Origin of the sequence: Chromohalobacter nigrandesensis (genome assembly GCF_023061285.1) — a bacterium.
In the GTDB taxonomy this organism is placed as follows: Bacteria; Pseudomonadota; Gammaproteobacteria; order Pseudomonadales; family Halomonadaceae; genus Chromohalobacter; species Chromohalobacter nigrandesensis.
Genome location: NZ_JAKGAM010000003.1, coordinates 83079 through 99515, shown reverse-complemented (window position 1 = coordinate 99515; position 16437 = coordinate 83079). Strand labels below are relative to the sequence as shown.

The following is a 16437-nucleotide window of genomic DNA, read 5'->3' as shown; positions in this document are numbered from 1 at the left end:
GTGTCAGCTCGCCAGCGCCATCCACGCCGGTAGCGTCACCATGGCCAGCAGGGTCTGGCCGGTGATCAGTGCCGCCATCAGCTCGGCGTCGCCGCCGAGCTGGCGGGCGAGAATATAGGCCGAGGTGGCGGTGGGCAGAGCGGCGAACAGCAGTGCGATGTCGCGGCTCACTGGATCGAGTCCGGTCAACCAGGCCAGAGCCAGTACCACTACGGGCGTGGCGACGAGCTTGAGCGTGGCCGAGTACCAGAACGCGCGCCCGCTGCCGATGAGGGCGTGTGGGCGTAGCGCCACGCCCACGGCGATCAGTCCTAGCGGCAGGGCGGCACGCCCGACGAGCTCGACGCCGCTGCCCAGCCAGCCCGGCAGGCCGATGCCGGTGACATTGAGGGCGATACCGATGACGCAGGCCAGGATCAGTGGATTACGCAGCAAGGCGGCAAAACTGCGCCCCAGGCTCGAGGGGCCCAAGGTGCCTGCAGCGATGAAACCGCTCACGCAGAGCACGTTGGCCAGCGGCACCATCAGTGCCACGGCGACCGCCGCTACCGTGGCGCCTGCATGGCCATGCAGGGCGGCGGCACCGGCGACCCCTACGTAGGTATTGAAGCGCAGCGTGCCTTGCAGCACCGAGGTGAACGCCGGCGGCGCCAGCGCGAGGCGATGACGCGCACACCAGAGGCCCAGCGCGAATAGCGTCATGGTGCCCATCAGTACCACGGCCAGGCGAATGACCGGCACCTGTGCGACATCCGCCGTGGATAGGGTCGAGATCAGCATCGCGGGGAACAGCAGAAAGTAGATCAGCCGTTCCATCGCGGGCCAGAAATCCCCTCCGGGAAAACGCCGCCAACCCAGCAGGGCGCCGAGTAGAATCAGCAAAAACAGAGGGCCCAGGGCCCCAGTGACACCGCTCATTGTGCCTCCGCTTGCGCAACTTCATGGACACCGGGCGCTGACTGCAGCCAAGCTCACCGGCACACGAACTGGTAAGCTTAGCGCGATGCCCCTGGGTGATGGGATTCGACCTAACGATATGCAACACCATGATGAAGACCCAGTAAGATCGCCGCTGCTCAATCTACTGACGTTAGTGACGCTGGTGACGGTGCTGGTGGCGGCGGGTTACCTCGCCGATTACTACCTGCGCGATTCGCGAGAGGATGTCACCTGGTATCCCCCGCGTATGCATTGCGATCTGCGCGATGGAGCGTGTCGTACCGATATCGGCTTGAGCGGGACGCTACGTTTTGAAATGCAAGGCGACTTTGCCTCGTACGAGCCGTTGACGCTGGATGTGCAGACATCCGGTCTCGACGTGGAGTCGGCGGTGGTGGAGTTCGTCGGACGCGACATGAACATGGGCTTAACTCGGGTCGAGCTGGAGGCGGTCGGTGATGGCCACTTCCAGGGTGTGGGCGAACTTCGTCCATGCACGGAAACGGTCATGCCGTGGCGGGCGCAAGTGATTCTCGAGACCCCTGAGGGGCACGAAGGGAGCTGGTACGATTTCGATATTCACCGCTAGGTACGGCACACGGGGCGACATTTGTCCACATTATGACAATCGCCCTTACCATGCGACTTGTGGGTAAGCCAACGCTTACTCGGTGCTTGCTTCCAGATGGAAGCGGCTTTTTAAAAACTAATTAAAACAATAACTTGATATTTATTTTTGATACGGCGACGAGGCGTGCTTGACTGCGGGCAAGTGTCATGCAAGGGCGCCGCGGGATCAGGAAAGCCGGTTTTCACCGCCAGGCCACAGACGCTCCACAAAACTATCCACAGGCGGCGGTGGATATTGGGGTGTGGAAAACACACAGCGCAAGCGTTCGAAAAGAAGGCAATGCGCAGAAAGGCGAGGATAGCGTGAAGAGAGATGCCAGGTGCTTCGTGAGGCACCTGGCGTGACGAGCGCTTACTCGTCGGCTGACGCCTCTTGGTCGTCGCCGGCTTCGATGCCCAGCAGCTCGATCTTGAAGGTGAGTGCCTGGTTGGGACCGATCGGACCACCGGTACCGCCCTGGCCGTAGGCGAGATCGGCGGGTACGTAAAGCATCCAGGTATCGCCGACCTGCATCTTCTGCAGTGCTTCCTGCCAACCCTCGATGACCTGGCCGACCTGGAAGGTGATGGGTTCGCCACGCTCGTAGGAGCTATCGAACACGGTGCCGTCGGGTAGCTTGCCTTCGTAGTTGACCTTCACGGTATCGTTGGCGCTGGGTGTTTCACCGTCGCCGGATTCGAGCACCTTGTATTGCAGCCCCGAGTCGGTGACCTTCACACCGTCCTTCTTGGCGTTCTCTTCAAGGAACGCCTCGCTGGCCTTACGGTTCTGTTCGGCTGATTGCGCCTTTTCCTTCTTCTGCTCAGCCATTTGTTCCTTCTGTTCAGCCATCTTCTGCTGCTGGAAGTCAGAGAGCGTAGTGGCGATCTCATCATCGCTCATCTGCAAGTCATCGCCGGCGTAGACATCCTCGACCGCTTGGGTGAAGGCGTCGGTATCGAGATCCGAGATGTCCTGCTTAATGCTCTGGCCGAGGGTCGCGCCAATGCTATAGCTGAGCTTGGCTTCATCGCTTTGCGGGGCGGCCATGGCCAAAAGCGGCGTCGTTACCAGGCCGCCGAACGCCACAGCCGTCATCAAACGTTTCATGCAAACTCCTTAACAAGATAAACAAACACCGCGTCGCGACTGTACCAGCACGCGCGCCATTGCGCACCTGCACGGGGGCGCTGCTTGACATTGCTGCGACTTTGCTCTTCTCTGAATCTACATTGATAAGAAAGAGGGAACTCTATGCAACTGCGCAATATCGTTCTGAGTATCACGGCGTTGGGCCTGGTCGGTGTCGCTTCCACGGCGTCCGCCGATACCTGGCGTTTCGGTCTCGAGGAGACCGAAGGTAGCGTGCAGTACGGCTATGCGGAAGAGTTCAAGAAGTTGATCGAGGAAAAAAGCGACGGCGACATCACGGTCGAGTTGCTGCCGTATGGTTCCTGGGGGTCGAGCTATTCGGCGTTGTATGACGCCATCCAGAGTGGCGCTATCCCGCTCGGCTTCGGCTCAGGCTTCTTGGGCGGTACCGTCCCGGAGAGTCAGTTGATGAGTCTCAACTTCGTCATGCCCAATGATCAGCTTGAGACGGCCGAGATTCTCAACTCTGACGACTTCCTCAAGAGTGATGCGTGGCAGGACTCGTTCCGCGAACGTGGGCTGGTGCCGCTGGCGGCCTTGCCTGAAGGGTATCAGGTCTGGACGACCAACAAGGAGGTCCGCACGCCGGAGGATATGGACAACCTCCAGATCCGGGTCATGGATAACAGCCTGCTACGCTCGACCTATGAGGCCTACGGCGCCTCGCCCATCACCATTGCTTATGGCGAGCTCTACAGTGCCCTGCAGCAAGGCCAGGCGGAGGGTAACATCCAGCCGGTCTTCGCTCACGAGAACATGGGCTTCTATGAAGTGCAGGACTACATGATCTTCGCCGAGCAGTCGCAGTTCATCGCCAACTTCATCGGTAACGAGGAGTGGTACGACGACCTGTCCGACGATCAGCGCGAGATGCTCGAGTCCACGCTCGACGAGATGGTTCAGAAGGGTCACGACATCCAGACCCAGTTCAACTCCGAACGTCTCGATACCATCAAGGAAAAAAGCGATATCAACATCGTCCACTTGGATGAGGCCGAGCGTGATGCCTTCCGTAAGCTGGCCGAGCCGGTGCGTCAGACCTACGTCGATATGGTCGGCGAACGTGGTCAGAAAGCGCTGGACATCGTGCTGGATCATGTCGATCAGTCGGATGACAAGGCGGAGTAAGCCTGACCGTCAGTATCTGAAGTACTGACATGCCGCATGCATAAAACCCCGGAAGCGTGAGTTTCCGGGGTTTTTATATGCTTGGCGGATGACTAGTGAGTCAGGAATGTGGCTCCACGACATGCTGGCCCGGCAGAGGCCGGGCCAGTCGCGCACTCAGTCACCACCGAGCGAGGGGAGCAGCAGCGATATCTGCGGGAACATGATCAAGATGATCGTGGCCAATGCCAGGATGGCAATGAATGGCGGCGTGCCGCGAATCACTTCCATGTAAGGGCGGCGGAAGACTGCGATGGCTGTAAAGATATCGCAGCCGAACGGTGGTGTGGCCGAGCCGATGGCTGCTTGCAGGGTGACGATCACGCCGACGTGCACCGGGTCCAGCCCGGTGGCTTCGACCAGTGGCTTGAAGATCGGCACCAGAATCAGAATGACCACGATGGGGTCGACGAACATGCAGCCTACGAAGAAGGCTGCAGCGATCAGCAGCAATGCCAGGAACTGGTTGTCACCGATACCTTCGATGACGGGGCCGAGGATCTGCTCCGGCACGCCGGCGGTGCCCAGGGTCTGCGAGAATGCCGCGCCGATGGCGACTAGAATGAAGACCACAGCAGTGATCATGCCGGTGGACAGCGCCAAACTGCCGAGGTCACGAATCGATACCTGACGGTAGATGACCACCTCGAGGATAAAGGCATAGGCCACTGCGACTGCCGAGGCCTCGACGGCGCTGAAGAAGCCGCCGTAGATACCGCCGACCACCAGCACGGGGAACCCCATCGGGAGAATGACGCGGCGAACCGCCTTGAAGCGTTCCGCCCAGGTGGCGCGTGGCTCGGGCTCGATACCTTTCAGGCGCGCGCCGATATAGCAGTACACGGCAAACATGGCCAGGATCAGAAGGCCGGGAAGGATGCCGGCGAGGAACAAATCGCCGATCGAGGTTTTCATGACCACGCCGTAGACGATGAAACCGATGCTGGGGGGGATCAGTAGCGCGATATCGCTGGCGTTGATGATCAGGGCCAGAGCGAACTTGTCAGGATAGCCTCGTGCCAGGAGACGCGGACGCATCGGTCCGCCCATGGCGACCACGGTGGCTTGCGTGGAGCCCGAGACGGCTCCGAACAAGGCGCACGAGGCGGCGGTGGTGATGGGCAGGCCTCCGCGGACATGGCGTGTGAAGACATCGACGACATCGAGCAGGCGGTTGGCGGTATGGCCTTTGGTCAAGATGTCGGCGGCGAAGATGAACATGGGCACGGCGGCGAGTACCCAACTGCCGATGCCATTGATCATCCAGCTCACGGCCTGGTCGGGCCCGAAAAACGTCATGCCCGTGAACATCATGAAAAGCGTGCCTGCCGCCAGGGGAACCATCATCGGGAACCCGAGCAGCAGCAGCACCAGCATGATCACGGCTAGCCAAGTTAGCATTGTTTTACGTCCTCGCGTTGATGGCGGTCGTGTTGCGGAGAGGCACTTCAGGCATCGCGACGTGCGTCATGGCCATCGTTACTGCCATTGCCTTCTTCCGCTTCCGGGGGCACTTCGTTGTATTCCTCTTTTTCGTTGAAGGAACGATAGATATCGTCACTCACCAGGTTGCGCACGGTGGTGAGCAGGTATTGCACGCCGGCGAGAATGAAGCCGACAGGGAGGGCGAGATAGACGATCCACATGGGGATGTTAAGCGAGGCACTGCTACGACCGCGGTCATGAATGGCCATGACATAATCGATGGACTTGTCGGCGAAATAGAACATCAATACCGCAGTGCCCAGGGAGATCAGGATGAGGAGCGCCTTGCGCCAGCGGCCGCTGAGCTGGTCGTAGATCGCCGACATGCTGATATGGCGTGCGTTGCGTGCCGCATAACCGACACCGACGAAGGTGATCACCACGATGAGCATCTCGGTCACTTCGTAGGTCCCGGGGATGCCTTGTTCGAATAGCAGGTTACCGACGACGTGACCGCTCATGAGTACCGCCATGGCGAGCACGCCCCCAGCGATGATCACGCGCTCGATGATGCTCAGGCCATGATCGATGGTTCCCAGTACACGAAGCAAGGTACTGCGTGATTTCGCGTTTTCATCGCTATTGCCAGACTGTGAAGGTGTCATGTCGTAGAGTCCTTTTTGTGGTGGCCGATTCGTCGCACGAATGGCATGGATCTCGACGTCCGTAGCGCGTCGTGAAGGTGTCGCGATCAATCGGACTGGCTTCTATAAAACCTACAGAGTTTGTGGGATGAGCGCCACTCGTCAATGCTGCGCCCGCACATGCGTGATATGCGATCTTTCGAATGTTGAGCTGGTGTGAAGAAATAGCGTATTACGGATGATGCGCCGTGTGCTGTGTGGTCAGCGTTGCCAGTGCGGCTTCCTGCGCTGACGCGTGCGTGGTCAGGCAGTGTGCCAGCAGTGTGCTCAGGCTGGTATCGTCCGCCCGGCGCTGGCGTACGGCATGCGGCGTTTCGCTGATGACCTGGAGCTGGCGCAGTGTTTCGCGTTCGGCGAGCAGCTCGGCTTCCTTGAGATGATTGCGCAGCGTCGCCATATCTTGCTCGTGCCGCGCACGCGGCTTGAGCATGCGCCGTAGATGACGGATCGGCTGCGTGACCTCGGCTTGCCAGGCGCGAACTTCATCCAACGCGTTGTGCGCCTCATCGGTGGGCACGAGGGCGTGATGGTCGAGCCAGCAGCGCCACAACAATTCGCAGACATCCGCCCCTGCCGTATCTTGTAACTGCAAGCAGGCGTCGGCGACCCCGGGGCGTTGGTACAACGCCAAGGCATAATCCCAAAGCGGTGGGCTCCGCAGGACATCGCACAATTGGGTAGAATGCATGGGCAATCTCCAGCCGTCCTGGCGGGCATGGCGGCGGAACTCACTGAATCACCACCGGAGCGGGCATGATCGCATTTCGCCAACTCGCGCTGCAACGCGGGATCCAGCCGCTGATCGAGAACGCTGACCTCACGCTGCACGACCGTGCCAAGGCGGGTGTCGTGGGCGCCAATGGCTCGGGCAAGTCGAGCCTGTTCAAGCTGTTACTGGGAGAGCTGACCCCGGAGTACGGCACGGTGGAGCTGTCTGGCGGGCAGCGCATTGCGCATATGGCGCAGGAGGTGGAGGCGCTCGACCGGGCGCTGGTCGAGCATGTCCTCGATGGCCACACTGAATTGCGTGCCACGGAGCAGGCCCTGGCCGAGGCCCAGGCGAGCGGTGCGGTCCACCGCGAGGCCGAGTTGCATGGCGAAATCGAAGCGCTCGAAGGCTATACTGCGCGCCCGCGCGCTGAACAAATGTTGGTCGGGCTGGGCTTCACGCAGGATGACCTTTATCGCCCGCTGTCGGACTTCTCGGGGGGCTGGCGGATGCGCGTCAGTCTGGCGCAGACGCTGTTCATGCCGTCCGATCTGATGCTGCTTGACGAGCCGACCAACCACCTCGATCTTGACGCTTTGCTATGGCTCGAACAGTGGCTGACGCGCTATCCCGGCACGCTATTGCTGATTTCCCACGACCGCGACTTCCTGGATGCGGTGTGCGATCACATCGTGCATTTCGAGCAACGCCAGTTGATGTTGTATCGCGGCAACTATTCGACGTTCGAGCGGACGCGGGCCGAGCGTCAGGCGCGCGCCCAGGCCGAGGCGGCCAAGCAACAGGCCCGGCGCGAGGAGATCGAGCGTTTCGTGGCGCGCTTTCGCGCCCAGGCCAATAAAGCGCGTCAGGCGCAGAGTCGCCTGAAGATGCTCGAGCGCATGGAAACCATTGCCGTCGCGCATGCCGATTCGCCGTTCCACTTCACCCTGCCCAGTGCCGACAAGACCTCCTCGCCGCTGCTGGTGCTCGATGACGCCACATTGGGATATGGGCAAACGCCATTGCTCGAGCACGTCAGCGTGAGCATCCTGCCGGGACAGCGGATCGGGCTGCTGGGTGCCAACGGGGCAGGCAAGTCGACGCTGATCAAGGCGCTGACGGCGCAACAACCGTTGTTGGCCGGCAAGCGCGTGCCCGGCGATAACCTGGCGATCGGCTACTTCGCCCAGCATCAACTCGAGCATCTCGACATGAGCTCCACGCCGTTCGTGCACATCCAGCGGTTGTCGCCCACGGCCAGCGAACAGGAAATTCGCAACTTCCTGGGGGGCTTCGGGTTTCACGGCAATGATGTCTTCGCCAGCGTGGGGAACTTCTCCGGGGGCGAGAAGGCGCGTCTGGCGCTGTCGTTGATCGCTTGGCAAAAACCCAATCTATTGTTGCTCGACGAGCCTACCAACCACCTCGACCTGGAAATGCGCGAATCCCTGACCCAGGCCTTGGCCGGGTTCGAGGGGGCGGTGATCATCGTCTCCCACGACCGCCACCTGCTGCGCGCCAGCGTCGATGAGTTCTGGCATGTGGTGGATGGCGGCGTCACTACCTTCGACGGCGACCTGGACGATTATCGTGCCTGGCTCAAGGCGCGCCTCGAGGGTGAGCGGCGCGATGCGCGCCAGGAAAAGGCCGAGCGTCAGGTCACCGCAGAAGCGCCCAAGGGCGACCGCAAGGCCTCGCGTCGTGCCGCTGCCGAACTGCGTGAGAAGTTGCGGCCGCTCAAGCGCGAGCGCGACAAGATCGAGCGTGACATGAGCAAGGCCCAGGCGGAACTGGAGAGTCTGGAGGCCGCGCTGGCCGATGAAGGCCTGTATCAGGATAGCGTGCGCAAGGACGAGCTGACCGACTTGCTGGGGCGCCAGGGCGATACGCAGAGCCGTCTCGAAAAGCTCGAACAGCGCTGGCTGGAGGCCGAGGAAGCGATCGAGGAGCGCGAAGCGGCATTGGCGGACGACGCCTGATACCGCAAACAGGCGTTTGCTGCGGATGCATGAGCGTGTCGCCGGCCATCATGTCTCGACGATAAAGGTCACGGGGCCGTCGTTGAGTAGCGAAACCTGCATGTCGGCGCCGAATTCGCCGGTGGCGACGCGCGGCCAGGCCTGCTGCGCTCGAGCCACAAGGTAAGCGAACATCGCCTCGCCGTGGGCAGGTGTCGCGGCGCCATCGAAGCCCGGCCGCAGGCCCTTGGCGGTATTGGCCATGAGGGTGAACTGCGGCACCAGCAACAAGCCGCCTTCCACCTGCTGAAGGTTGAGGTTCATCTTGCCTGCCTCGTCGCCGAATATGCGCAGTTTGAGCAGTTTATGCAGCATCTTGTCGGCGTGGGCCTGGGTATCCTCGGGCGCCACGCCGATCAAGGCCATCACGCCTTGCTCGATGGCGCCCGTGGTGCGGTCGTCGACATCGACACTGGCATGACGGACACGTTGAATGACGGCTCGCATTATCAGAATCCTTGTGGACGCGAGTGGTTACCAAGCTCGGCATACCATCATGTCCACATGCACTTCGGCAAGCAGTCGTTCGATCAACGGCGCCGGTTGATGACGGCCGAAGAGCGCCAGATCCTGATGGCCGAGTGCCAGCAGGTCGGGCGGCTGGCGGCGCAGGTAATCCATCATGACCTCGCCGGGTTCGCCTTGCTCGAGGACCAGCTCGAGCTCCGGCACGTCGCCCACTTCTTCCATGAGTTTGTCGACTTCCGCTTCAAGGCGGATACGCCGTGCGGCAAGCTCGCGCTCGCGCCAGCGGGCATAGCCGCTGTCGGAGCCCATTTCATCGTCGCCGGGTAAGTGCCAGGCATGCAGTAGCGTCAGGCGTGCTTGTGGGAAGTGGGTCAGGACGTCACGCAGGGTGTGGCGACTGGCCAGCGAGAAATCCACCGGCACCAGCACGTCTTGCCACGCCTGCTCGGGGCTGTGGCTCACGGTGAGCACCGGACACGGCGCACGGCTCAGCACTCGGGCCAGGGTGGTGCCGCCGACGAGCGCATGCTGACCGCGTTTGCGGTGGGTGCCGAGCACGATCATGGTGGCATCGCGTTCATGTGCTTCGCGGATGATCTCGGCATAGGGTGCCCCGGTGACCGTTTGTATCAGGGTCTCGGGGGCGGTGAGCGCGTAATCCTCGCGAATGTCGGTCAACTGACGTTCGAGCTCTTTGACGACACCGATTTCAAGGTCGTGCAGCGCCTGACGCGGTAGATAGGGGTCGAGGACGTGGAGGATCTCCAGGCGGCAGCCCTGGGCATGGGCGAGTTTCACGGCACGTGCGAAAGCGGCACGGTTTTCGGCGGACAGGTCGCAAGCCAGTAGCAAGGTCTGAGGCATGATACGTCCCTCCTGCGAGAAGGTGGCGTGCGGATGCCGGCGACACCGCACTGACGTCGAGCCGGGTGGTGATTACCGCAATGCCATGGGGCATTGCGGTGAAGCAAAGCATGGTAGCCCCGGGCGCTCTCTGCAAGTACGCGTCGATGCCTCTCTCACCACCAGGCGTGAAAATGATGCACCGGCCCGCGCCCCTGGCCGACATCGAGATGCACGCTGGCGTCCAGCGCCTTATGCAGCCAGCATTTAGCGTTGCCGATCGCCGCGTGAATATCAGTGTGGGCATTGGCCTCGGCCGGCAGGCGGGCAAGATGGGCGGTCACCGCCGAGGACAGTGCGCAACCGGTGCCATGCAGGTTCTGAGTGGCGATGCGCGGTGCCTCGAGCCATTCCACCCCCTGTGGAGTGGCGAGCAGGTCGGGACAGTGGTCGCCGCTGAGATGGCCGCCCTTGAGCACGACATAAGGCGCGCCGAGACGCGTCAGCTCGGGTAGCAATGTGGCCATCGCCTGCGTGGTGCGTGGCGTTTCGGCGTCCAGTAGCACTGCGGCTTCCGGCAGGTTGGGAGTGATCACATCGGCCAGGGGGACCAGAACGTCACGCACTGCGCGAATGCCGGCACGGTCGACCAGGATGTCGCCGCTCTTGGCGACCATAACCGGGTCGAGCACCACCCAGCGTGGCCGGTAGCGGGTCAGGGCGTCGCGAATCGTCGTGGCGACGTCCATGCTCGCCACCATGCCGATCTTGACGGCTTCGATGCGCACGTCGCCGAGCAGGTTGTCGAGTTGCTCGGCGATCATCTCGGCGGGGATCGGATGCACGGCGCGTACGCCTTGCGTGTTCTGGGCGATCACCGCCGTGATGACGTTGGTGGCGTAGGTGCCCAATGCCGAGAACGTCTTGATATCCCCTTGCAACCCGGCGCCACCCGAAGGGTCGGAGCCGGCAATGGTGAGGACGTTGGGTGGTGTCTGAGCGATGGACATGGTTTGACCTTCAGTGTTCTGACGGGTGCGCACCCCTTGCGGTGGCTCGGGCGCTTGTATGGAGCGTAGGATACCGGTAAACCATCCGGCGAACAGGGCGTGTGGTTGAACGACACAGCATGTTCCTGAACAACTTGGACTTTCGTCGATTCTCGGGGCAAGGAGAGGTCGACCCGAAGAATCAGTTTTTATTGAGATAAGCTGTTCTGAACGATGCTTTCGACGTAAGCAATGACGTGCATACTAAGCTTGGCGAGTAGTGATCGCGGTGCTCGACATGGTGTTAACTTACTAACTTTATCGTTCGCCATCCTGACAGACGCTGCTAAATCCCCTAGAATCGTAGGGGCTCGCCACACGCAGGCAACGTGAATGGCGCCACGAGGTGCGCGCACCTCGATGATAACGAATATTGGGATAGCGCCCTATCGCGCTATCCGCTGCTTGTGAGGCATGGCAATGACCGATGAGGCAACCGCGCTAATCGCCGAATACTGGGCCGTGGGGCTATTCATAGTAGCCGTGTTCACGTTGTGTGCCCTGATGATCGGCGCCGCGAGTCTGCTCGGTGGTCGTAGTCGCGGTCGTAGCAAGTCCCTCCCCTTTGAGTCAGGCATTGTCGGAACAGGCAATGTCCGTCAACGCTTTTCCGTCAAGTTCTATCTGGTCGCGATGCTGTTCGTGATCTTCGATATCGAAGCCGTGTTTCTGTTCGCCTGGGCCGTATCGGTCCGCGAGGTGGGCTGGGAAGGCTTTGCGGGCGCCGCCGTCTTCATTTTCATCCTGTTGGCGGGGTTGATCTACGATAGTCGTGTCGGTGCCCTGGAGTGGGCGCCACGCAAGCGCGGTCAATCGCCCGATATCGTGACGGATCGATGAGCGTACCGCCCTGGAGGCGGTCTTGAGTCGGCGACGACCGGCATAGCGCCATATACCCGAATTTTCTTTTTCAGAGCTTCGAGGCGCATCATGCAATATACCCTGACGCGAGCGGATAGCGAGCCGGCGCCGGATAGCGCAAGCTATCCGCTGGATAAGCGCGAAACCACTGCTGACCCGATGAAGGAGCAGGTTCACCGCAACGTCTTCACCGGCAAGCTGGAAGATGTACTCAACGACAGTGTCAACTGGGGACGTAAACACTCCCTGTGGCCGTACAACTTCGGCCTCTCCTGCTGCTATGTGGAAATGACCACGGCCTTTACCGCGCCGCATGATGTCGCGCGCTTTGGCGCCGAGGTCATCCGCGCCTCCCCGCGTCAGGCCGATTTCATGGTCATCGCCGGTACCTGCTTCATCAAGATGGCGCCGGTCATCCAGCAGCTCTACGATCAGATGCTTGAACCCAAGTGGGTGATCTCGATGGGCTCCTGCGCCAATTCCGGGGGCATGTACGATATCTACTCGGTGGTCCAAGGCGTCGACAAGTTTCTCCCCGTGGATGTCTACGTGCCTGGCTGCCCGCCACGTCCCGAAGCGTTTCTACAGGGGTTGCAGCTACTTCAGGATTCTATCCAGGAAGAGCGTCGTCCGCTTTCCTGGGTGGTTGGCGACCAGGGCGCATATCGCGCCGAGATGCCCTCGCAGCGCGAGGCGAATCGCGACCGGCGTATTGCCGTGACGGAACTGCGTTCCCCGGATGAGGTATAGGCCGAGTGTCTGGTGCCGTCACCTGTCGTTTGAAGTCGATCCATCTGCCGGGGAATGAAAACCGATCATGAGCGCAGTTCACTCGCCATACGCCAATCACTCGCACGCCGATGACCCGGTAGTCCAGGCGTTATTCGCGCGCTTCGGCTACCACGTGTTCGTCGATCAAGCGACGTACACCGGCATGCCGGTCCTGTGGATCGACCGCGAGCATCTGCTTGAGGTCCTGGGCTTTTTGCGGGACATGCCCGAGCCCTTCGAGATGCTCTTCGACCTGCATGCCATCGACGAGCGTCTGCGTAGCCATCGCGCGGATTTGCCACCTGCAGACTTCACGGTCTTCTATCAGTTGATGTCGGTGTCGCGGAACCGCGACCTGATGCTCAAGGTGGCGCTTTCCGAGCGCGATCTCGAAGTGCCCAGCGTCGCGGGCCTTTATCCCAATGCCAATTGGTACGAGCGCGAAGTCTGGGACATGTTCGGCATCGACTTCCGTGGGCACCCGCACCTGACACGCTTGCTGATGCCGCCGACCTGGAACGGGCATCCGCTGCGCAAGGATTATCCGGCGCGCGCCACCGAGTTCGACCCTTATACGCTGACCGTAGAAGGTCAGGACACCGAGCAGGAAGCGCTGCGTTTCGATCCCGAATCCTGGGGCATGAAGCGTCAGGACGAGAACACGGACTACATGTTTCTCAACCTGGGGCCCAATCACCCCTCCGCACATGGTGCCTTCCGCATTGTGCTGCAGCTCGATGGCGAGGTCGTGGTCGATTGCGTCCCCGATATCGGTTATCACCATCGCGGCGCCGAGAAGATGGCCGAGCGTCAGTCCTGGCACAGCTATATCCCCTATACCGACCGCATCGACTATACCGGCGGGGTGATGAACAACCTGCCGTACGTGATGGCGGTGGAGAAGCTGGCGGGCATCCAGGTCACCGATCGTGCCAAGACCATTCGCGTGATGATGGCGGAGATGTTCCGCATCAACAGCCACTTGCTGTTTCTGGGTACCTATCTGCAGGACTTGGGCGCGATGACGCCGGTGTTCTTCACTTTCACCGATCGCCAGAAGGCCTATGAGGTCATCGAGGGCATCACCGGTTTTCGCATGCACCCGGCGTGGTATCGCATCGGCGGCACCGCGCATGACCTGCCCAATGGCTGGGACAAGCTAGTTCAGGGCTTCCTCGACTGGATGCCCAAGCGCCTTGTCGAATACGAGCGCGCGATGATGGAAAACGCCGTCATACGCGAGCGCACCAAGCAGGTCGCCGCCTTCACCACGCGCGAGGCGCTCGAGTGGGGCATCACCGGCCCCAATCTGCGCGCCACCGGCTGCGATTTCGACCTGCGCAAGAAACGCCCCTATTCCGGCTACGAGAACTTCGATTTCGAGGTGCCGCTGGGCGCTAACGGCGATGCCTTCGATCGCGGCCAGCTGCGCATCGACGAGATGCGCCAGAGCCTGCGCATCATCCAGCAATGCGTCGATCATATGCCGGCCGGCGACTACAAGGCCGATCATCCGCTGACCACGCCGCCGCCGCGCGAGAAGATGCTCCAGCACATCGAGACGCTGATCACGCATTTCCTGCAGGTCTCTTGGGGCCCTGTGCTCAAGCCTAACGAGTCGCTGTCGATGATCGAGGCGACCAAGGGCATCAACAGCTATTACCTGACCTCGGATGGCAACACCATGAGTTATCGCACGCGCATCCGCACGCCCAGTTTCCCGCATCTTCAACAGATTCCCGCCGTGGTGCGCGGTGCCCTGGTGCCGGATTTGATTGCCCATCTGGGGAGTATCGACTTCGTGATGGCCGACGTGGACCGCTGATATGACCAATGCTTCGACTTCCACCGCTGCGCCCATTGCCACTGACGGCTTCGTGTTGCACGACGAAGATCGGGCGGCCATCGCCCACGAGCGCGAGCATTATCCGCGTCCGCAGGCGGCCAGCATCGAGGCGCTCAAGATCGTCCAGAAGCGCCATGGCTGGGTGCCGGACGCCGCCATCGACGCCATCGCGCGTGAACTCGGCGTGGCGCCGGCAAGCGTCGAGGAAGTGGCGACGTTTTATAGCTTGATCTTCCGCCAGCCGGTGGGACGCCACGTGATCCTGCTGTGTGACAGCAGTTCGTGCTTCCTCACCGATTACGAAGCCCTGCGTGACGCCTTCTTCGCGCATCTGGGCATCGGCTTCGGGCAGACCACGCCGGATGATCGCTTCACGCTGCTTCCGGTGTGCTGTCTAGGCGCCTGCGACCGTGGCCCGGCGCTGATGATCGGTGAGGATACCTACGGGCCGGTGACGCCCGAGGAGATTCCCACGCTGTTGGAGGCGTACGCATGAACTGGGAGAGCGAGGCATGAGCCGGATTCTGCAAGACCGCGACGAACGCCGCCCTGAAACGCACCCGCTGACCTTTCGGCTCAACGACGATGGCACGCCGGTGATGCTCGACGCCTACCGCGAGCAGCAGGGCTACGCCAGCGTCGAGCGCGCTTTTCGAGACCTGACCTCGAAGACGCTGATCGACGAGCTCAAGACCGCCAACCTGCGCGGGCGCGGCGGCGGCGGGTTCTCCGCCGGGCTCAAGTGGAGCCTGACCATGCAGGGCGAGGGCATTCCGCGCGGCTATATCGTCTGCAACGCCGACGAAATGGAGCCTGGTACCTTCAAGGACCGCTTATTGCTCGAGCAGCAGCCGCATCTGCTCATCGAGGGTATGATCCTGGCCGGCTTCGCCAACAATGCCTACCAGGGCTACATCTTCATGCGCGGCGAATACGTCGACGCTGCGCGCACGGTCCAGCGCGCGCTGGACGAAGCGCGTGCCGCCGGCTGGCTGGGGCGCGATGTAGCCGGCAGCGGCTGGGATTTCGATATCGTCCTGCATACCGGTGCTGGGCGTTACATCTGCGGCGAAGAAACCGCGCTGATCAACTCGCTGGAAGGCAAGCGTGCCAACCCGCGCGCCAAACCGCCCTTCCCGGGGCAGAGCGGGGCCTGGGGCAAGCCCACCGTGGTCAACAACGTCGAGACGCTATGCAATGTGCCGGCCATCGTGCTGCACGGCGCGGAGTGGTACCAGGGGTTGTCTCAAGGCAAGAGCGGCGATGGCGGCACCAAGCTGTACGGCGTCTCCGGCAAGGTCAAACGGCCCGGTCTGTGGGAACTGCCGATGGGCACCACGGCCAGCGAGCTGATGGAGCGCGCCGGCGGCATGCGCGATGGTTTGACGCTCAAGACGTGGCTGCCCGGCGGCGGGAGCACCGGCTTTCTGCTTCCCGAGCATCTCGAACTGGCGATGGATTTCGACACCATCGGCAAGGCCGGCAGCCGCCTGGGAACCGGGCTCATGGCGGTGATCGCCGACAATCAGAGCGTGGTCTCGCTGGCGCGCAACCTGGAGGAATTCTTCTCCCGCGAGTCCTGTGGCTGGTGTACACCGTGCCGCGATGGCCTGCCGTGGAGCGTCAAGCTCCTGCAGGCCCTGGAGGCCGGAGAGGGTGTGCGAGGCGATATCGAATTGCTGGAATCGCTGGCGGTAGATCTGGGGCCGGGACGCACCTTCTGCGCCCACGCGCCGGGGGCGGCAATGCCGTTGGCGACGGCGATTCACCATTTCCGTGATGAATTCGAGCGAGGCGTCACGCGTGGCCAGGGGGCGGCGCATGCCGACCCGATCCCGGTGGGTAGCGTATGAACGACGTGACGAAGATGACGGG

16 protein-coding genes are annotated in these 16437 nt (G+C 61.7%); 8 read left to right on the top strand and 8 right to left on the bottom strand.

Features of this window, described 5'->3' with window-relative positions; genetic code table 11:
* Positions 1-3: 3 nt before the first annotated feature.
* Entirely contained in the window at positions 4-918 is a 915-nt protein-coding gene (locus L1073_RS05800) for an AEC family transporter (RefSeq protein WP_246897530.1), read from the bottom strand.
* A gap of 118 nt (positions 919-1036) precedes the next feature.
* Between L1073_RS05800 and L1073_RS05795 the strand changes: the two genes are divergently transcribed.
* Entirely contained in the window at positions 1037-1528 is a 492-nt protein-coding gene (locus L1073_RS05795; protein ID WP_246897528.1) for a hypothetical protein, read from the top strand.
* 393 nt (positions 1529-1921) lie between these two features.
* On the opposite strand, the gene bamJ is transcribed toward L1073_RS05795, so the two are convergent.
* Positions 1922-2659, bottom strand: a complete 738-nt coding sequence (bamJ, locus tag L1073_RS05790; RefSeq protein ID WP_246897526.1) for a BamJ family beta-barrel-assembly machinery protein — start codon at positions 2657-2659, stop codon at positions 1922-1924.
* Between the two features lie 144 nt (positions 2660-2803).
* Between bamJ and dctP the strand changes: the two genes are divergently transcribed.
* Positions 2804-3829, top strand: a complete 1026-nt coding sequence (gene dctP, locus L1073_RS05785) for a TRAP transporter substrate-binding protein DctP (RefSeq protein ID WP_246897524.1) — start codon at positions 2804-2806, stop codon at positions 3827-3829.
* A 156-nt stretch (positions 3830-3985) separates the two neighbouring features.
* Here the strand turns inward: dctP and L1073_RS05780 are convergent, their stop codons facing one another.
* The 3 genes from L1073_RS05780 to L1073_RS05770 all read right to left on the bottom strand — a co-directional run bounded on the left by L1073_RS05780 (position 3986) and on the right by L1073_RS05770 (position 6685).
* Positions 3986-5269 carry a TRAP transporter large permease gene (locus L1073_RS05780; protein ID WP_246897523.1) on the bottom strand — a complete coding sequence of 428 codons (1284 nt, stop codon included), beginning with the start codon at positions 5267-5269 and terminating at the stop codon, positions 3986-3988.
* A 47-nt stretch (positions 5270-5316) separates the two neighbouring features.
* Positions 5317-5958, bottom strand: coding sequence for a TRAP transporter small permease (locus L1073_RS05775; protein WP_246897521.1), 642 nt, complete (start codon positions 5956-5958; stop codon positions 5317-5319).
* Positions 5959-6169: 211 nt separating this feature from the next.
* A complete protein-coding gene (locus tag L1073_RS05770) occupies positions 6170-6685 on the bottom strand; it encodes a TIGR02444 family protein (RefSeq protein ID WP_246897519.1) in 516 nt (171 codons plus the stop codon).
* A 65-nt stretch (positions 6686-6750) separates the two neighbouring features.
* Between L1073_RS05770 and L1073_RS05765 the strand changes: the two genes are divergently transcribed.
* Positions 6751-8685 (top strand): ABC-F family ATP-binding cassette domain-containing protein, encoded by a 1935-nt coding sequence (locus L1073_RS05765; protein ID WP_246897518.1) that lies wholly within the window; start codon positions 6751-6753, stop codon positions 8683-8685.
* 48 nt (positions 8686-8733) lie between these two features.
* Here the strand turns inward: L1073_RS05765 and dtd are convergent, their stop codons facing one another.
* The 3 genes from dtd to thiD all read right to left on the bottom strand — a co-directional run bounded on the left by dtd (position 8734) and on the right by thiD (position 11045).
* Complete coding sequence (dtd, locus tag L1073_RS05760) at positions 8734-9171, bottom strand: D-aminoacyl-tRNA deacylase (RefSeq protein WP_246897515.1); 438 nt, start codon at positions 9169-9171, stop codon at positions 8734-8736.
* 27 nt (positions 9172-9198) lie between these two features.
* The gene (locus tag L1073_RS05755; RefSeq protein WP_246897513.1) at positions 9199-10056 is read right to left on the bottom strand and encodes a universal stress protein; all 858 of its coding nucleotides are present in this window, start codon (positions 10054-10056) and stop codon (positions 9199-9201) included.
* Between the two features lie 155 nt (positions 10057-10211).
* Positions 10212-11045, bottom strand: coding sequence for a bifunctional hydroxymethylpyrimidine kinase/phosphomethylpyrimidine kinase (gene thiD, locus L1073_RS05750; RefSeq protein WP_246897511.1), 834 nt, complete (start codon positions 11043-11045; stop codon positions 10212-10214).
* 459 nt (positions 11046-11504) lie between these two features.
* Here thiD and ndhC point away from each other — a divergent pair, with 459 nt between their 5' ends.
* The 5 genes from ndhC (at position 11505) to nuoF (ending at position 16415) form a co-directional block, all read left to right on the top strand.
* A complete protein-coding gene (gene ndhC / locus L1073_RS05745; protein ID WP_246897510.1) occupies positions 11505-11924 on the top strand; it encodes an NADH-quinone oxidoreductase subunit A in 420 nt (139 codons plus the stop codon).
* Between the two features lie 90 nt (positions 11925-12014).
* Positions 12015-12695, top strand: coding sequence for a NuoB/complex I 20 kDa subunit family protein (locus L1073_RS05740; RefSeq protein ID WP_246897508.1), 681 nt, complete (start codon positions 12015-12017; stop codon positions 12693-12695).
* Positions 12696-12762: 67 nt separating this feature from the next.
* Positions 12763-14541 (top strand): NADH-quinone oxidoreductase subunit C/D, encoded by a 1779-nt coding sequence (nuoC, locus tag L1073_RS05735; protein WP_246897506.1) that lies wholly within the window; start codon positions 12763-12765, stop codon positions 14539-14541.
* 1 nt (position 14542) lies between these two features.
* The gene (nuoE, locus tag L1073_RS05730) at positions 14543-15058 is read left to right on the top strand and encodes an NADH-quinone oxidoreductase subunit NuoE (protein WP_246897504.1); all 516 of its coding nucleotides are present in this window, start codon (positions 14543-14545) and stop codon (positions 15056-15058) included.
* Positions 15059-15074: 16 nt separating this feature from the next.
* On the top strand, positions 15075-16415 hold the full coding sequence (gene nuoF / locus L1073_RS05725; protein WP_246897502.1) for an NADH-quinone oxidoreductase subunit NuoF: 1341 nt from the start codon (positions 15075-15077) through the stop codon (positions 16413-16415).
* The last annotated feature ends 22 nt before the right edge of the window (positions 16416-16437 follow it).

Coding starts and splice junctions, on each gene's coding strand:
- thiD (WP_246897511.1), bottom strand. CDS start 11,045: ATGTCCATCGCTCAGACACCACCCAACGTCCTCACCATTGCCGGCTCC.
- nuoC (WP_246897506.1), top strand. CDS start 12,763: ATGAGCGCAGTTCACTCGCCATACGCCAATCACTCGCACGCCGATGAC.
- L1073_RS05775 (WP_246897521.1), bottom strand. CDS start 5,958: ATGACACCTTCACAGTCTGGCAATAGCGATGAAAACGCGAAATCACGC.
- L1073_RS05765 (WP_246897518.1), top strand. CDS start 6,751: ATGATCGCATTTCGCCAACTCGCGCTGCAACGCGGGATCCAGCCGCTG.
- ndhC (WP_246897510.1), top strand. CDS start 11,505: ATGACCGATGAGGCAACCGCGCTAATCGCCGAATACTGGGCCGTGGGG.
- L1073_RS05755 (WP_246897513.1), bottom strand. CDS start 10,056: ATGCCTCAGACCTTGCTACTGGCTTGCGACCTGTCCGCCGAAAACCGT.
- bamJ (WP_246897526.1), bottom strand. CDS start 2,659: ATGAAACGTTTGATGACGGCTGTGGCGTTCGGCGGCCTGGTAACGACG.
- L1073_RS05780 (WP_246897523.1), bottom strand. CDS start 5,269: ATGCTAACTTGGCTAGCCGTGATCATGCTGGTGCTGCTGCTGCTCGGG.
- dtd (WP_246897515.1), bottom strand. CDS start 9,171: ATGCGAGCCGTCATTCAACGTGTCCGTCATGCCAGTGTCGATGTCGAC.
- nuoE (WP_246897504.1), top strand. CDS start 14,543: ATGACCAATGCTTCGACTTCCACCGCTGCGCCCATTGCCACTGACGGC.
- L1073_RS05770 (WP_246897519.1), bottom strand. CDS start 6,685: ATGCATTCTACCCAATTGTGCGATGTCCTGCGGAGCCCACCGCTTTGG.
- L1073_RS05800 (WP_246897530.1), bottom strand. CDS start 918: ATGAGCGGTGTCACTGGGGCCCTGGGCCCTCTGTTTTTGCTGATTCTA.
- dctP (WP_246897524.1), top strand. CDS start 2,804: ATGCAACTGCGCAATATCGTTCTGAGTATCACGGCGTTGGGCCTGGTC.
- L1073_RS05795 (WP_246897528.1), top strand. CDS start 1,037: ATGCAACACCATGATGAAGACCCAGTAAGATCGCCGCTGCTCAATCTA.
- L1073_RS05740 (WP_246897508.1), top strand. CDS start 12,015: ATGCAATATACCCTGACGCGAGCGGATAGCGAGCCGGCGCCGGATAGC.
- nuoF (WP_246897502.1), top strand. CDS start 15,075: ATGAGCCGGATTCTGCAAGACCGCGACGAACGCCGCCCTGAAACGCAC.